The organism is Streptomyces pyxinae, assembly GCF_024756275.1.
Classification (GTDB): domain Bacteria; phylum Actinomycetota; class Actinomycetes; order Streptomycetales; family Streptomycetaceae; genus Streptomyces; species Streptomyces pyxinae.
Genome location: NZ_JANUGQ010000013.1, coordinates 160,015 through 174,424 on the forward strand (window position 1 = coordinate 160,015; position 14,410 = coordinate 174,424).

The window sequence follows — 14,410 nt, forward strand, 5'->3', positions numbered from 1 at the left end:
GACCCCCCACTGACAACCGGTCGCCGTTCGCCCGACCTGGTGCCGTCGCCGCAGCTCAGCGGCGCGGAAAGGGTTCCCGGCGGCCTCAGCGGTCGCGGGCGGGAACGCTGGGCGACCGGCGGGCACGGGGCGGCGACGGTGACGGCGGCGATGCGCGGTCGTCCGGGGCCGGGCGGGGATCGAAGAGTACGGCAGCCCCGGCGGCGAGCAGCAGCACGACCGGCCCGGTCAGCAGCGGGGCGAGGGAGCAGACGGCGGGAAGGCCGCCCGGATCCGCCACCGGATCGGCGGCGGAGAGCCGGACCCGGAGCGCGGCCATGCCGGTGTAGTGCATCCCGGTGATCGCCACCCCCATGATCAGCCCGGCCCCGAGTCCGGGCCAGAAGCCCCGGGCGGCGACCGCCAGCCAGAGGGCCCCGGTGGCGGCGACCACCGCCACCAGGACGGAGAGGACGACCGTGGAGGTCTGGTACTCCAGCCGCCCCTGCAGCCGGACGCCCGCCATGCCGAGATAGTGGACGGTGGCGATGCCGAGTCCGGTGAGGGTGCCGCCGGTGACCAGGGCCAGCGCGGTCGCGCCCCGGTGGCCCACGACGAAGACGCCCAGACCGGCCATCGCGACGGCGACGGCGCAACCGGCCACCGCGAGCCGGCGGTCGTAGCCCACCGGGGTCTCGGCGACGCTGAAACCCATCATGGCGACGACATACACCGCCCAGACGCCCGATCCCAGGGCCACCGCGGCGAGCGCCAGCCGGCCGAGCCGGGCCGGGCCCTCCGTGCGCAGAGCCCGGGTGGTGCACCGCAGCCCCAGCGCGCCGCCGAACCAGGCGATCAGCTGCGCCGCCACGGGTGTGACCAGGCCGTAATCGAACCCCTCAACTGTGCCGACTGCGCCCCGCATGCCCCCATGCCTTTCGCCACTTCGGCGCCCCGCCGCACGGCGGTCCGGCGCGCCCTCGTCCTGCCACCGCCCCCGGTTGCCATGTGTACCCGTGGGCAGCGGCCGATGACCATGCCGGACGGGCGCCCGTACAGACGGGCATGTGGAGATTTCCCGGTGAACGGCCGGGGAGTGTCACGGTCCGGGTGAATCCGTTCGGATTGTGGTCGTCCGGCTCGCTCGGACCGTTGCCCGGACTGTCACTCGCCCCCGGCCGCCGGACCGCCCGGGCCCTTGCCCGTCCCCCGGCCGCCGGACCGCCCGGGCCGCTGCTCGTCGGCCGGTCACCGGGGCGCCCGGACCGTGACCGTCCCCGGCCGGCCGTCCGGGGACGGGGCCGTTGTCAGTGGCTGCCCCTACGGTGGTCGGTATGGAGAGCAAGGGGCAGGTTCCGGAGTGGGCGGTGGTCGGCAGCGACATCGGTCCGCTGCTGCTCGTCGCGACCGGCGTGGGGCTGGTGAATGTGGCCTTCCACGCCGGGGAGCGGGTGCGCGACCAGGCGCTGGCCCGGCTGGCGGACCGGCTCGGCGCGCCGCCGGTGGAGAATCCGTCGGGGCTCCTGGCCGAGCCCATACGGGCGTTCGACGCCTACTTCGCGGGCCGGGCGCGGGAGTTCCGGCTGCCGCTGGACTGGTCGCTGACGTCCGGCTTCAACCGCCAGGTGCTCCGCGAGCTGGCCTCGGGCGTGCCGTACGGGACGGTGGTCAACTACGGGGAGCTGGCGGAGCGGGTGGGGCAGCCGGGCGCCGCGCAGGCCGTCGGCGCGGCGATGGGCGCCAATCCGCTGCCGTTGGTGGTGCCGTGCCACCGGGTGGTGGAGAGCCAGGGCGGTCTGGGCGGCTTCGGCGGCGGGCGGGAGACCAAGCGCCGGCTGCTGGCCCTGGAGGGGGTGCTGCCGGAGCCGCTCTTCTGACACCGGCCCAGCCGTGCGGGAGGTCGTGCGGGCCGGGCCCGGTTGCCGGAGCCGGGCGCTCCGGGGTCAGAGGCTGATGTGGTACGCCTTCCGCAGGGTCTCGTGGACGGTCCAGGTGGTCCGGTCGCCCTCGCGGAGCACACAAGCGTCGCCGGGGCCGATCTCCAGGGTCTCCCCATCCTCGACGGACACGGTGGCGCGCCCGCTGACGACCACGAACAGCTCATTGGCCTCGGTGTCGGTGACCACGCCGGGCGTGATCTGCCAGATGCCCCGGATCTGCTTGCCGTCGGCGGACTCCCACAGCACCTTGCCGGTCACCACCGGTTCGCCGGAGACGATCTGCTCCGGATCGAGCGGCTCGGGCTCCAGCTCGGCGTCGGGGATGTGCACGGCGAACGAGGGGCGGTTCAGCGTCGTCATGGCCGGTGACTGTAGCGGGCCGCCGGAGGTTTGCGGCGGGCGCCCCCGCGCCAGGGATGGGGCATGCCTGAGACCACAGTGACGCCCTCAGCCGAGGTACGGGAGGCGATGGCGGCCGGCCGGCCCGTCGTCGCGCTGGAGTCGACGATCATCGCGCACGGTCTGCCCAGACCGCGCAATCTGTCCGTGGCCGTGGAGTTGGAGGCGCTGGTACGGGCCGCCGGCGCCGTGCCCGCGACGGTCGCGGTACTGGACGGGGTGGCCCGGCTGGGCCTCGACGAGAAGCAACTGGAGCGGGTGGCCGGCGATCCGGCGGTACGGAAGCTGGGGCACCGCGACCTCGCCCCGGCGCTCGCCACCGGCGCCAGCGGGGCGACCACGGTCTCGGCCACGGCCTTTCTCGCGGCCCTGGCCGGGATCCGGGTCTTCGCGACCGGCGGCCTCGGCGGGGTCCACCGGGGCTGGACCGCCGACCAGGACGAGTCGGCGGATCTGCGGCTGCTGGCCACCACCCGGATCGCGGTGGTCTGCGCGGGCGTGAAGTCCGTCCTGGACGTGCCGGCCACGCTCCAGCGGCTGGAGACCCTGGGGGTACCGGTCGTCGGATACGGCACCGATCGCTTTCCCGGCTTCTATCTGACCTCCTCGGGCGAGCCGGTCGACTGGACCGTACGGACCCCCGAGGAGGTCGCCGCGGTGATACGCGCCCAGGACGCCCTGGCCGGACCGGACACGGCGCTGATCGTCGCCCGTCCGGTGCCGGAGGCCGAGCAGCTGGACCCGGAGCTGCACGACCGGGTGCTCGACGAGGCGCTGCACGAGTGCCGGGAACGCGGCATGACCGGCCAGGGGGTGACGCCCTTTCTGCTGGAGCGGCTGATGCGGGGCACCGGGGGCGCCTCCCTGGAGGCCAATCTCGCGGCGGTGCGCGGGAACGTCCAGCTGGCGGCCCGGATCGCGGGCGCGCTGTGAGCGCCGGGCTGCTGGTCATCGGGGATGTCGTCACCGATGTGGTGGTCCGGCACACGGCACCGTTCGCCCACGCCACCGACACCCCCGCCCGGATCCGTATCGTGCCGGGCGGTGCCGCGGCCAACGTGGCCTGCTGGGCGGCGCACCGGGGGTGCCGGGAGGTGCGGTTGCTCGCCCGGGTGGGCGCCGACCGGGCGGGCTGGCACGAGGAGCGGCTGCGCGCCTCCGGGGTGCGGCCGGTGCTGGTGCGGGACCCGGAGGCGCCGACCGCGACGGTGGTGGCGCTGGTGGACGCGGCCGCCGAGCGCACCTTTCTCACAGACAGCGGAGCCTCGCTCCGGCTGACCGCCGAGGACGTGGCGACGCAGCCGTGGGAGGGGGTCGGTCATCTCCATCTGTCCGGTTATCTCTTCTTCGGCGAGGTCAGCCGGCCGGCGGCGCTCGCGGCGGTGTCGGCCGCGGCGGACCGGGGTGTGCCGGTCAGTGTGGACCCGGCGTCGGCGGGGTTCATCGAGCGGCACGGGACGGACCGCTTCCTGGCGGATCTCGCGGGGGTGGACCTGCTGCTGCCCAATGGCGACGAGGCCGCGCTGCTCACCGGGCTGGCCGACCCGGGCGCAGCGGCCGTGGCGCTGAGCCGCCGGGTCCCGCTGGTGGTGCTGACCCTGGGCGCGGAGGGGGCGCTGATCGCGGCGGATGGCCGGCTGATCGCCCGGGTGCCCGCGCCGGCGGTGCGGCCGGTCGACTCGACGGGCGCGGGCGACGCGTTCACCGGCGGCTTCCTGGCCGCCCGGCTCGCCGGGGCGGGGCCCGCCGAGGCGGCCGAGGCCGGCTGCGCGGCGGGGGCGGAGGCCGTGGCCGTGGTGGGCGGCCGGCCGCCACGCTGACCCCGGGCGGGCCGCGTCGGCCACGGGTGGGCCGGGCCAGGTGCGATGGGTGGCGCCGGCTGCGGTCGGGCGCCCGCTGGGGCGCCCGCCCTGGGCGAGACGGCCACCACGGACGGGCCGGGCGCGCCGGGCGGTGCGGGACGCCGGTCCAGGTGCGAGCGGGCATCCGCTCGGGCACGACAGCGGGCGGCCCGTGCCAGCTGCGGCCCGGGCCGGGTGCGGTGGGCGACGCCGGCTCGGGCACGGCAGCGGGCGGGCCGGGCCAGGCGCGGGCCGGGCACGACGGTGGGCGGGCCGGACCAGGTGCGGGCCGGGCATCGCGCTCGGGCACGGCAGCAGACGGGCCGGTCCAGGTGCAGGCCGGGCAGGCATCGCGCTCGGGCGCGGCAGCGGGCGGGCCGGAACGAGGGCGGCTCGGAGCACGTGCCGGCCGGGCGCTAGGGGAGGCCGGTCCAGGCGGGGTGGCGGGGGTCGTCGGCGCGCACCACCACGTCCGCCGCGCCGGCCGGGCCGACCTCCTGCTCGTACCGCTCGAAGGCCGGCAGCGTCCAGGCGGCCTCGGTGCGCCGGGCCAGCGCGCCCGGGGAGAGGGCCAGATGGACCGCGAGGTCGAAGGGGAACCAGTGCCCGAGCAGAAACGGCCCGTGCAACACCAGTACCCCGCCCGGGGCCAGTTCCCGGTAGGGGCTGCGGGTCGCGCGGTCGGCGGCCGGGTCCCAGAGGTCGGGCAGCACCCGGCCGCTGCCGCCCGGCTCCAGCGGCCCGAACACCTCCCGCCAGAGGGCCCCGGTGTCGAACCAGCCGCTGAAGTACGTGTCGGGGTCCTCCTTGCCGTACTCGAACCGCAGCGAGGCCGGGCGGAGGAAGCCCCCGGTGGCGACGGTCAGCACCGCGCGCCCGCGCAGCCGGAGTGCCTCGGCCAGCAGTCCGGCCGGGCCCTCCGGAGCGGCGGCGGGCGGCCCGTCGACCGCGACCTTCAGCCAGGGCCCGCCGTCGCCGGGCGCCAGTCCGTCGAGGTGCCCGGCCAGGGCACCGGCCAGCCGCTCCCAGGTGATCGGTTCGAGTCTCATCCTCCCCATGCTGCCCGGTGCCTCCGACAGGCACGGAGGGCCCGGGCCGGGGAGGCTCCGGGACGGTGACGGGCCCGGGCGGGAGGACCGCGCCCGGGCCCACCGTGTGGCCGGCCGGCCGACGGGGGTGTCAGCCCTGGGGCGCCCGGCGGAAGCGGCGGTAGAGCAGCCCGCCGCCGAGCATCAGGCCCAGCGCGGCGGGCACGCCGACGCCCACCAGGCCGTCGCCCGAACCGGTCATCGCCAGCACCGCGGAGTGCCCCTGCGGCTCGGGGGCGGTCTCCGGCTCGGGGGCCGGGGCGGGCTTCTCACCGGCCGGGCGCGGCGCCGTGGGCTCGTCCTTCTCGGGCGGGGTGACCGGCTCCCCGGGCTCCGCCGTCTCCGGCGGGGTGACCGGCTTCACCGGCCGCTCGACCTCCCCGTTGGTGGACGAGTTGCCGAAGGTCGGGTTGAGCACGCCGACCAGGCTGACCGAGTTGCCGCTGACATTGACCGGCAGGTCGACAGGGAGCTGCACCCCGTTGCCGGAGATGACGCCGGGGGATCCCTTGGTGGCGGCCTCGGCCGAGGCGCCGCCCTCCGAGCCCTGGTGGTTGCCGTGCGCCGTGCCGGGCAGGTCCTTGTGCTGGTTGCCCTGGCCGGAGGCCCCGCCCTTGCCGCCGTGGTGGTCCTCGCCGCCCTTGTTGGCGCACTTGTTGCCCGAGGCGGGGTTGAGGAGGCCGACGACATTGACGGTGTTGCCGCAGACATTGAGCGGGACGTTCACCGGCAGCTGCACGGTGTTGCCGGAGATCACGCCGGGCGATCCGACCGCCGCGCCCTCCGCGTTCGAGTCGGCGTGCGCGTAGCCCGCCGCCAGCGCGAGCGCGCCACCTGTGGCCATGAGGGTGACCAGACCATTTCGGCGAGTGTGCCGCATGGCTTCCTGCCTTCCGGAGACTTTCACGGGCCTCTGCCCGTCTGGGAGTTAACGCCCCGGAACCCGTACGGGTTATGACGCGGCCGCCAATCACCTGGATGAGTGGTTCCGTGTGCGGTCGCCCTGACCGGCACTCTCACTCGTACGTGTGAGGTCTGCGGGGTGACCGAGCCCCTGCCTCCGCACCGGGCCTCAGACGTCGAGCAGGGTGGTGAGGGCGCCCACCGGGTCGGCGTCCGGGGTGCCGCGCGGCCACCAGTCCTCCCGGTCGGCGTCGGACTCGTAGCCGTACCAGAGGCCGTCCCGGCCGTAACGGAGTTGCAGCGAGCGGGTGGAGAGGTGGTTGCGCCAGGGCCGGAAGGCCGGCAGTCCGGCGGCGAGCAGGGCCGGGCGCGCCCGGTCGAAGGGGCCGGCGGGCGGGTCCCAGGGCTCCTCCAGCACGGTGAGCCCGGCCGCTCCGCCCTGACGCCAGGCGGCCACCGCGCGGGCCAGGTCGACGGGGGTGCGGTGCAGGGCGTCGGCCAGGTCCCGGTAGAGGGCGCGGGTGGCGGCGGTGAGCCCGGAGCCCGGGTGGGCGGCGGCCAGCCGGACGGCGTCCTGCCAGGGGGTGAGCGCGGCCACCGGATCCCGGCCGGTCAGGAGAAGGGCATGGGCCCGGACGGCGGCCTCGGTGGCCAGCAGTTCCAGGGCGAGCGGATCGGGCGCGGCCGGATCCTCCGGGCAGGTCGGCGGCCGGCCGGGCCGGGCGGGCACGGCGAGCGGGGGCGGCGGCCCGCCGGGCGGGGGCGCGGCGAGGGCCGCCCGGGCCGGCAGCGTGGGCAGCGGCGGCACGGCGCCGGTGCCGGTCCCGTCCCCGGGGCTCCCGCCGGCCGCTCCGGCAGCCCCGGCCGCTCCGGCAGCGGTTTCGGCGGCGAACCGGGCGGCGTTCCGGTGGCCGAGCGCCCCGAGCAGCTCCTGCTCGCCCCGGCCGCGCATCAGGAACAGCGTGAACGGGTCCTCGTCCAGCAGCCGGGCCGCCTGGTAGCAGAGGGCCGCCGCGTGTTTGCAGGGGTAGCCGTCGTCCGGGCAGGTGCAGTCGGGCACCAGGTCGTCGGGGCCGGGCAGCAGTTCGGTGGCGGCGGCGAGGGCCTCCGGCACGTCCTTGTCGAGCAGGGCGGCGATATGGTCCGGGCGGGCCGCCGCGGCGTCCAGGAACCGCTCCCAGCCCTCGTCGTCCAGGACTCGCAGCCGGATCTCCGCGCGATACGGGCGGGCCCGGCTGCCGTGTACATACGCGACCACCCGGCCGGGCGTGACGGTGATGGCGTCCACCCGGCCGCCGGCCGCGTAGGCCCGGCCCCGGGCCAGCCGTGCCGGGTCCAGGGCGGTGTCCTCCAGGGCGGCCACCCAGGCGTTGCCCCACCAGCTGGCGGCGAAGGTGCCGTCGGGGCCCGCCACCGGGGCGAGCCGGGGGAAGGCGCGCCGGTGGTCGTCGTGGAGCGGGACGCGCCGACCCGGCGCGCGGTGCGGGCTCATGCCTGCCTCCCGGACGGGACGGCGCGGAATCCCGGCGCACCCGGGGACCCGAACGGAACACCCCGGAAAACCGGCGTATCCGGCCGCCAGGGCGGGACGCCGCGGGTGAGCGGCGGGCACGAGCGCCCCGACGGAGCGCAGCGGCAAGGCGGCGGGCTCGGGCGCCCCGGCGGAACGCCGCGACGAACCGGCGGGCACGGCCGCCCGAACGAGGCAAGACGGGAAACCAGCACACCCGGTCGCCCGAACGGGACACCGCGGGAAACCAGCACACCCGGTCGCCCGAACGGAACGCCACGGGGCACCAGCACACCCCGCCGCCCGGACGGCACACCACGGGACACCAGCCCACCCGGCCAACCGAACGGCACACCACGCGAGGCCGGCGGACAAGGGCTTCCCGGCGGAACAGCGCGGCAGACCGGCGGGCACGGGCTCACCGGGGAGACACCGCAGCGAACCGGCGGGCACGGCCGCCCGGACGGGAGGACGCCGGAAACCGGCGCATCCAGCCGCCCGGACAGGACAACGCGGGATCCCGGCGCACCCGGCCGCCCCGCTCGGCCCCGGCGGCTGCCCGGCGGACGACAGGGGCCTCGGAAAGGCGGAACGCGGTGCGGGGTCATGCCTGCCTCCTCAGCGAGACCAGATCGGCCAGCTCCCGGTCGGTGAGCTCGGTCAGGGCGGCCTCGCCGGAGCCCAGGACGGCATCGGCCAAGGCCCGCTTGGCGCGCAGCAGCTCCGCGATCCGGTCCTCGACGGTGCCCTCCGCGATCAGCCGGTGCACCTGGACCGGCTGGGTCTGGCCGATGCGGTACGCCCGGTCGGTGGCCTGCTCCTCCACCGCCGGGTTCCACCAGCGGTCGTAGTGCACCACATGGGCAGCGCGGGTGAGATTGAGGCCGGTCCCGGCGGCCTTCAGGGACAGCACGAAGACCGGGACCTCGCCGGACTGGAAGCGGTCCACCATCCGCTCCCGCTCGGGGATCGGGGTGGCGCCGTGCAGCAGCTGGGCGGGGACCGAGCGGGCCGCCAGATGGGCGGTGAGCAGCCGGGCCATGGTGACGTACTGGGTGAAGACCAGCACCGAGCCGTCCTCGGCCAGGATGGTGTCGAGCAGCTCGTCGAGGAGTGCCAGCTTGCCGGAGCGGCCGGCCAGCCTGCCGGGCCGCTCCCGCAGGTACTGGGCGGGGTGGTTGCAGATCTGCTTGAGCGAGGTGAGCAGGGCCATGATCAGCCCGCGCCGGGCCATGCCCTGGGACTCCTCGATCCGGGCCATGGTCTCCCGGACCACCGCCTCGTAGAGGGACACCTGCTCCCGGGTGAGCGGCACCGGATGGTCGGACTCGGTCTTGGGCGGCAGCTCGGGGACGATCCCGGGGTCCGACTTGCGGCGGCGCAGCAGAAACGGCCGCACCAGCCGGGCCAGCCGCTCCACCGCCTCGTCGTTGGTCACCTCCTCGCTGTTCTCCACCGCCCGGGCGTGCCGGGAGCGGAACGCCTTCAGCGGGCCGAGCAGCCCCGGGGTGGTCCAGTCGAGCAGGGCCCACAGCTCGGAGAGGTTGTTCTCCACCGGGGTGCCGGTGAGGGCGACCCTGGCCGGGGCGGGGACGGCGCGCAGCGCCTTCGCCGTCGCCGAGAACGGGTTCTTGACGTGCTGGGCCTCGTCGGCGACGACCATGCCCCACTCCTGGGCGGCCAGCCGCTCGGCGCTGGTGCGCAGGGTGCCGTACGTGGTGAGGACGAAGCCGCCCGGCCCCTGCTTCCCGTGCGGCCCGTGCGGCCCTTCCAGGGTGCGGCCGGGGCCGTGGTAGCGGCGCACCGGGACGCCGGGGGCGAACCGCTGGATCTCCCGCTGCCAGTTGCCCAGCAGCGAGGCGGGGCAGACCACCAGGGTGGGCGCCGGGCGGGCGCGCCGCAGATGGAGGGCGATGAGCGTGACGGTCTTTCCGAGGCCCATGTCGTCCGCCAGGCAGCCGCCCAGGCCGAGCGAGGTCATCAGATCGAGCCAGGCGAGGCCGCGCAGCTGGTAGTCGCGGAGGGTGGCGTCCAGCCCGGGCGGCGGGAGCACCTCGCCGGGCCCGCCGACCAGCCGGTCCCGCAGTGCGGCGAGCGCGCCGACCGGGACCGCCTCGACCGTCTCGCCGTCCACCTCGGCGGTGCCGGTGAGGGCTGCGGCCAGCGCGTCGACCGGCTCCAGCAGGCCGAGCTGGCGCTTGCGGGCCTTGCGTACGAGATCGGGGTCGACCACCACCCACTGGTCGCGGAGCCGGACCACCGGGCGGTGCGCCTCCGCGAGGGCGTCCATCTCGCCCTCGGTCAGCGGGTCGCCGTCGAGCGCCAGCTGCCAGTCGAAGCGGAGCAGCTCGGCGCCGTCGAAGAAGGCCGTGCCGTCGGTGGCCGAGCCGGGAGCGGGCCGGACGACGGCGGCGGCGGTCAGCGAGCGGGCCAGCTCCCTGGGCCAGTGGACGGCGACCCCGGCCGCGCCGAGCTTCCCGGCGGCCGGGCCCAGCAGCTCGTACAGCTCCTCCTCGGAGAGGGCGAGGGCGTCCGGCACCGGCCGGTCCAGCAGCCGGGCGAGCGGGGCCCAGACCCGGGCGGCCCGGCGCAGCGCGAGCAGGGCGTCAATCCGGGCACGCGGCCCGAAGTGGTCGTCCCCCTCCCCCGCCCAGAGCCGGTCCGCGTCCACGACCAGGGTCGGATCGGCGAGGCTGTGCACCTGCACCAGCGCGGTCCCGGCCCGCCGCCCGGCCGCCTCCGGATCCGGTTCCGATTCCGGGCCGGGGTCGACGTCGGAGCCCGGGCCTGCGGGCTCGCCGGGGCCGTCGGGGCCGCTCGGGCCGGTGGGATCACCGGCGCCGGCGGCCGTGTCGAAGAGCTGGTACGCGGAGAGGTCCAGCCGGAGCGAGATCCGGACGCCCGCGTCCATCCCGACGGCGGCCTCGGCGGCCCAGGCCCGCGCCCCCGGCAGCCGCTGCGGCCCGGCCGCGGCGAACGGCGCCCCGGCCGCGAAGGGCGCGGCGGGTGTGCGCGGCAGCGAGTCGGCCACCGCGTCCAGGAACGCCCGGACCAGCGCCTCCGGCTCGGGCAACCGGAGCGGTCGGCTCCCCGGCACCGGCACCGGACGGCCCTCGTACGGCAGGGCGGCGGCGACGGCCCGCAGATGGGCGATGTCCTCGGCGTCCAGCGGGCCCGCCCGCCAGGCGTCCAGGTCGTCCGGGGTGAGCCCGGGCAGCAGCCGGCCGCGCGCCACGAGGTGCAGGGCGTGCAGGGCGGCGGCGCCCCAGCAGACGGCCGCCGGGTGCGCCTCCGGGGCGTGCCGGGTGGCGGCGAGCAGCGGCAGCGCCTCCACCACCGGCAGCAGCAGCGCCGGAACGGTGCGGGTGCGGACACCCGCGCCGTGCGCCCGTACGACGGTCAGCTCGCCACCGGTGGCGCCGCCCGTGCCAGGGGCGCCGGGGGCCGGAAGCGCATCGCCGTCCGGGGACCAGAGCGCGACCCGGCCGTCCCGGGGCAGCGCGGCGGGCAGGAACACGGCGGCGCAGCCGCGTGGCACATGCTCGGCCGTCATCGCCCGTCACCTCCCCTGGTCAGCCGGTCCCGGAACGGTTTCCTCCCGGACCCACGACCCTACGGGCCACCACTGACAACGACCCCGGGAGGCGCCCCGCACCGGGCCCGCACCGGCCCCTGCCGCCTCCCGCCCGGCCCACCGGCCCCTCGGCGGACACCGCCCGGGTCACAGGGGCCACCGGCCGCGACGGGTGCGGGCCCCGGCGATGGGGGTACCGCGCCGCACTCGGGGGTACCCGCGCCGGGAGGACCCGTACCCCGGGAGGGAGGGCGCTCACATGCGTACCGGCAATGAACCGACCACCGCCCGCAGTCCTCTCCGGACCCGGCTCTGGCTGAGTCTGTGGGGTCTGCTGTGGGCCGCCGGGGGCACCGCCGCCTTCGCCCTGGCCGGCCGGACCGGCTGGGCGGTCGCCTGTGGGCTGCTGCTGGTCGTGGTGGCGGTCGACCTCGCCGTGGTGGTGCACCGCATCCGCCAGGGCCCGCACTACCAGCCGGGCCGGAACATCCCCCCGTACGAGCCCTGAGTGCCCTGAGCACGGACGGCGGGCCGACGGTCCGGGAGCGGGCCGGCGGGGTGCCGGACGTCCGGCGGGCAGGACGCCGCCCTGGGCCGTCAGCCGCCGTCCGTGTCGAACCGGGCGGCCCGCAGATACTCGGGGTTGGGGTCGAGCGCCGCGGCCAGCCGGAAGTGGCGGGTGGCCTGCTCCGGGCGGCCCGCGCGCTGGAAGGTGCGGGCCAGCGCGAAGTGGGCGAACGCGTTGTCCGGTTCGCGCTCCAGCACCAGCTCGAACTCCAGCTCGGCCGGGCGCAACTGGGCCGCGGCGAAGAAGGCGCGGGCCCGCAGCAGCCGGGCCGCCGTGTTCTCGGGGTGGGCGGCGATCACCGAGTCGAGCAGCTTGACCGCTCCGCGCGGGTCCCGGGCGGCGAGCAGTTGCTCCGCCGCCCGGTAGTCGATGACGTGGGTCTCCGGGTCGCTGTTGGGCACGGTGGCATCCTTCCCCTCGTTCGGCGGATCCAACGTGCGGGGCCGGGCCCGGTATTCCGGCCGCCGGCGCACGCCCCCCGCCGCGCGGCCTCCGCCGGGCGGCCCACCGACCGGACTCCCCCGTCCCGACCGTCCGCGCACGCCTCTGCCGTACGGCCTCCGTGCGTCTGCCGTACGGCCTTCGCACGCCCCCCCGTACGGGCGGGCTGCACGCGCCCCCGCCGTACGGCCCCGGGCGCGTCTCGTGCGGCCGACCCGCCCGCCGGGCTCCCCCCGCCCGGTCGTCCGCCGCGCGCTTCCGCCGGACAACCGCCCGGTACGGGCCCGCGCCCGACCCGCCCGGTAGGGGTCCGCGCACAGTACGAGTCCGCGCCCGGCGCGCCGCCGACCCCGAGCGCCCGGCGGAGGCGTCCGCCGCGCCGTCCGACCGGTCCCGGCCGGGTCCGGGACCCGGCGGCCTACGCCGTACGCCCCGCCCGTTCGACGAGCTTCGCCCAGACGGCCCGGACCTGGGGCTCCAGCGCCTCCCGGGGGCCGTCGTTGTCGATGATCAGGTCGGCCACGGCCCGCCGGTCCTCCCGGCTCGCCTGGGCGGCCATCCGGGACCGGGCCTCCTGCTCGGACATGCCGCGCTGCCGGACCAGCCGGTCCAGCTGGGTGCCGGGCGCGGCGTCCACGACCACCACCACGTCGTAGAGCGGGGCCAGACCGTTCTCGGTGAGCAGCGGGACGTCATTGACCACGATCGCGTCGGCTCCGGCGGCCGCCTCCAGCTCGGCGGTGCGCTCCCGGACGAGGGGGTGGACGATGCCGTTGAGCGTGGCCAGCCGGTCGGGGTCGGAGAAGACCAGCGCCCCGAGTCCGGGCCGGTCGAGCGTGCCCTCGGGAGTGAGGACGCCGTCGCCGAACGCCGCCACGACGGCCGCCAGCCCCGGCGTGCCCGGCTCGACCACCTCGCGGGCGATCCGGTCGGCGTCGACGAGCACCGCCCCGTACGCGACCAACAACCGCGACACTTCACTCTTGCCGGCTCCGATACCGCCGGTCAGCCCCACCTTCAGCATGGGTCGCAGCCTAGCCGGGCCCCCGATACGGCGGACACCGGCCGCCGGAACCCGGCCCCCGGCCGCCCGGCCCCGGCGGGGCCGACGGCGCGGGGCGGACGACGCGCGGCCGGAGACGCGGGGTCAGCCCTCGCCCTCCCGCTCGGCCAGGAAGCGCTCGAACTCGCGCCCCAGCTCGTCAGCCGAGGGAAGCTCCACGGGCTCCGCCACCAGATTGCCCCGGGTCTCCGCGCCCGCCATGGCGTCGTACTGGTGCTCAAGCCCCTGGACCAGCGCCACCAGTTCCTCGTCGCCCTGGCCGATCTGGCGCTCGATCTCGGTCTGGGTCCGCTGGGCCTCGGTGCGCAGCGCGTGCGCGATGCCCGGCAGGACGAGGCCGGTGGCGGAGGTGATCGTCTCCACCGCCGTCAGCGCCGCGTCCGGGTAGGCGGACCGGGCGACGTAGTGCGGTACGTGCGCGGCCACCCCGAGCACGTCGTGGCCGGCCTCCATCAGCCGGTACTCCAGCAGCGACTCGGCGCTCCCGGGCACCTGGGCCTCGTCGAAGGGGCTGCGGTGGCCGGGGGTCAGGTCGGTGCGGTTGCCGTGCGGGGTGATGCCGACCGGCCGGGTGTGCGGGACGCCCATCGGGATGCCGTGGAAGTTCACCGAGAGGCGTACCCCGAGCCGCTCCACGATCTCCCGCACGGCGGCGGCGAAGCGCTCCCACTCGACGTCCGGTTCCGGTCCTGTGAGCAGCAGGAACGGGGCACCGGTGGCGTCCTGGACGAGACGGACCTCCAGGGTGGGCGTCTCGTACGCGCTCCAGCGATCCCGCCGGAAGGTGAGCAGCGGGCGCCGGGCCCGGTAGTCCACGAGCCGGTCGTGGTCGAAGCGGGCGACCACCTGGTGGGGCAGTGTGTCCAGGATCGTCTCGACGATCTGCTCGCCGGTCTCCCCCGCGTCGATGTATCCGTCGAAGTGGTAGAGCATGACCAGGCCGGCCGACTCCTGCGCCAGCGCCGTGTCCACCACGGCGAGGCCCTTCGGCTCCCATGCGTACAAACCCTGCGGATCAAGCACGATGACCGCTCCTCCTCGTCGTCACTCCCGGGCAACGTCCGGCCGCCGGTGGTCATTCCCGCCATCCGATCTTGACCGGGC

At 76.6% G+C, this 14,410-nt stretch carries 13 protein-coding genes; 4 read left to right on the forward strand and 9 right to left on the reverse strand.

The window, feature by feature from the left end; translation table 11 throughout:
• Positions 1–85: 85 nt before the first annotated feature.
• Positions 86–904 carry an MHYT domain-containing protein gene (locus tag NX801_RS17165; protein WP_258788609.1) on the reverse strand — a complete coding sequence of 273 codons (819 nt, stop codon included), beginning with the start codon at positions 902–904 and terminating at the stop codon, positions 86–88.
• 409 nt (positions 905–1,313) lie between these two features.
• On the opposite strand from NX801_RS17165, the gene NX801_RS17170 reads away from it, so the two are divergent.
• Positions 1,314–1,856, forward strand: a complete 543-nt coding sequence (locus NX801_RS17170) for a methylated-DNA--[protein]-cysteine S-methyltransferase (protein WP_258788610.1) — start codon at positions 1,314–1,316, stop codon at positions 1,854–1,856.
• A gap of 66 nt (positions 1,857–1,922) precedes the next feature.
• Here NX801_RS17170 and NX801_RS17175 read toward each other — a convergent pair whose 3' ends face one another.
• The gene (locus NX801_RS17175; protein ID WP_258788611.1) at positions 1,923–2,279 is read right to left on the reverse strand and encodes a cupin domain-containing protein; all 357 of its coding nucleotides are present in this window, start codon (positions 2,277–2,279) and stop codon (positions 1,923–1,925) included.
• A gap of 63 nt (positions 2,280–2,342) precedes the next feature.
• Between NX801_RS17175 and NX801_RS17180 the strand changes: the two genes are divergently transcribed.
• Entirely contained in the window at positions 2,343–3,251 is a 909-nt protein-coding gene (locus NX801_RS17180; RefSeq protein WP_258788612.1) for a pseudouridine-5'-phosphate glycosidase, read from the forward strand.
• Positions 3,248–4,138, forward strand: a complete 891-nt coding sequence (locus NX801_RS17185) for a carbohydrate kinase family protein (RefSeq protein ID WP_258788613.1) — start codon at positions 3,248–3,250, stop codon at positions 4,136–4,138. The genes NX801_RS17180 and NX801_RS17185 overlap by 4 nt, the downstream gene beginning before the upstream one ends.
• 437 nt (positions 4,139–4,575) lie before the next feature.
• On the opposite strand, the gene NX801_RS17190 is transcribed toward NX801_RS17185, so the two are convergent.
• The 4 genes from NX801_RS17190 to NX801_RS17210 form a co-directional block, all read right to left on the reverse strand.
• Positions 4,576–5,208, reverse strand: coding sequence for a nucleoside/nucleotide kinase family protein (locus tag NX801_RS17190; RefSeq protein WP_258788614.1), 633 nt, complete (start codon positions 5,206–5,208; stop codon positions 4,576–4,578).
• 130 nt (positions 5,209–5,338) lie between these two features.
• Positions 5,339–6,091, reverse strand: a complete 753-nt coding sequence (locus NX801_RS30785; protein ID WP_309505853.1) for a chaplin — start codon at positions 6,089–6,091, stop codon at positions 5,339–5,341.
• 228 nt (positions 6,092–6,319) lie between these two features.
• Positions 6,320–7,642, reverse strand: a complete 1,323-nt coding sequence (locus NX801_RS17205; RefSeq protein WP_258788615.1) for an SWIM zinc finger family protein — start codon at positions 7,640–7,642, stop codon at positions 6,320–6,322.
• Between the two features lie 622 nt (positions 7,643–8,264).
• Positions 8,265–11,213, reverse strand: coding sequence for a DEAD/DEAH box helicase (locus NX801_RS17210; protein WP_258788616.1), 2,949 nt, complete (start codon positions 11,211–11,213; stop codon positions 8,265–8,267).
• 280 nt (positions 11,214–11,493) lie between these two features.
• Between NX801_RS17210 and NX801_RS17215 the strand changes: the two genes are divergently transcribed.
• A complete protein-coding gene (locus NX801_RS17215; RefSeq protein WP_258788617.1) occupies positions 11,494–11,742 on the forward strand; it encodes a DUF6343 family protein in 249 nt (82 codons plus the stop codon).
• An 89-nt stretch (positions 11,743–11,831) separates the two neighbouring features.
• On the opposite strand, the gene NX801_RS17220 is transcribed toward NX801_RS17215, so the two are convergent.
• From NX801_RS17220 to NX801_RS17230, 3 genes are all read right to left on the reverse strand, one after another.
• On the reverse strand, positions 11,832–12,203 hold the full coding sequence (locus NX801_RS17220; RefSeq protein ID WP_258788618.1) for a tetratricopeptide repeat protein: 372 nt from the start codon (positions 12,201–12,203) through the stop codon (positions 11,832–11,834).
• Positions 12,204–12,661: 458 nt separating this feature from the next.
• Entirely contained in the window at positions 12,662–13,267 is a 606-nt protein-coding gene (gene coaE, locus NX801_RS17225; RefSeq protein WP_258788619.1) for a dephospho-CoA kinase, read from the reverse strand.
• 123 nt (positions 13,268–13,390) lie between these two features.
• A complete protein-coding gene (locus NX801_RS17230; RefSeq protein ID WP_258788620.1) occupies positions 13,391–14,329 on the reverse strand; it encodes a PAC2 family protein in 939 nt (312 codons plus the stop codon).
• Positions 14,330–14,410: the final 81 nt, after the last annotated feature.

What these genes read in the sequence shown, in the direction of transcription:
- NX801_RS17170 (WP_258788610.1), top strand. Translation starts at nt 1,314, where the DNA reads ATGGAGAGCAAGGGGCAGGTTCCGGAGTGGGCGGTGGTCGGCAGCGAC.
- NX801_RS17210 (WP_258788616.1), bottom strand. Translation starts at nt 11,213, where the DNA reads ATGACGGCCGAGCATGTGCCACGCGGCTGCGCCGCCGTGTTCCTGCCC.
- NX801_RS17190 (WP_258788614.1), bottom strand. Translation starts at nt 5,208, where the DNA reads ATGAGACTCGAACCGATCACCTGGGAGCGGCTGGCCGGTGCCCTGGCC.
- NX801_RS17180 (WP_258788612.1), top strand. Translation starts at nt 2,343, where the DNA reads ATGCCTGAGACCACAGTGACGCCCTCAGCCGAGGTACGGGAGGCGATG.
- coaE (WP_258788619.1), bottom strand. Translation starts at nt 13,267, where the DNA reads ATGCTGAAGGTGGGGCTGACCGGCGGTATCGGAGCCGGCAAGAGTGAA.
- NX801_RS17215 (WP_258788617.1), top strand. Translation starts at nt 11,494, where the DNA reads ATGCGTACCGGCAATGAACCGACCACCGCCCGCAGTCCTCTCCGGACC.
- NX801_RS30785 (WP_309505853.1), bottom strand. Translation starts at nt 6,091, where the DNA reads ATGGCCACAGGTGGCGCGCTCGCGCTGGCGGCGGGCTACGCGCACGCC.
- NX801_RS17165 (WP_258788609.1), bottom strand. Translation starts at nt 904, where the DNA reads ATGCGGGGCGCAGTCGGCACAGTTGAGGGGTTCGATTACGGCCTGGTC.
- NX801_RS17205 (WP_258788615.1), bottom strand. Translation starts at nt 7,642, where the DNA reads ATGAGCCCGCACCGCGCGCCGGGTCGGCGCGTCCCGCTCCACGACGAC.
- NX801_RS17175 (WP_258788611.1), bottom strand. Translation starts at nt 2,279, where the DNA reads ATGACGACGCTGAACCGCCCCTCGTTCGCCGTGCACATCCCCGACGCC.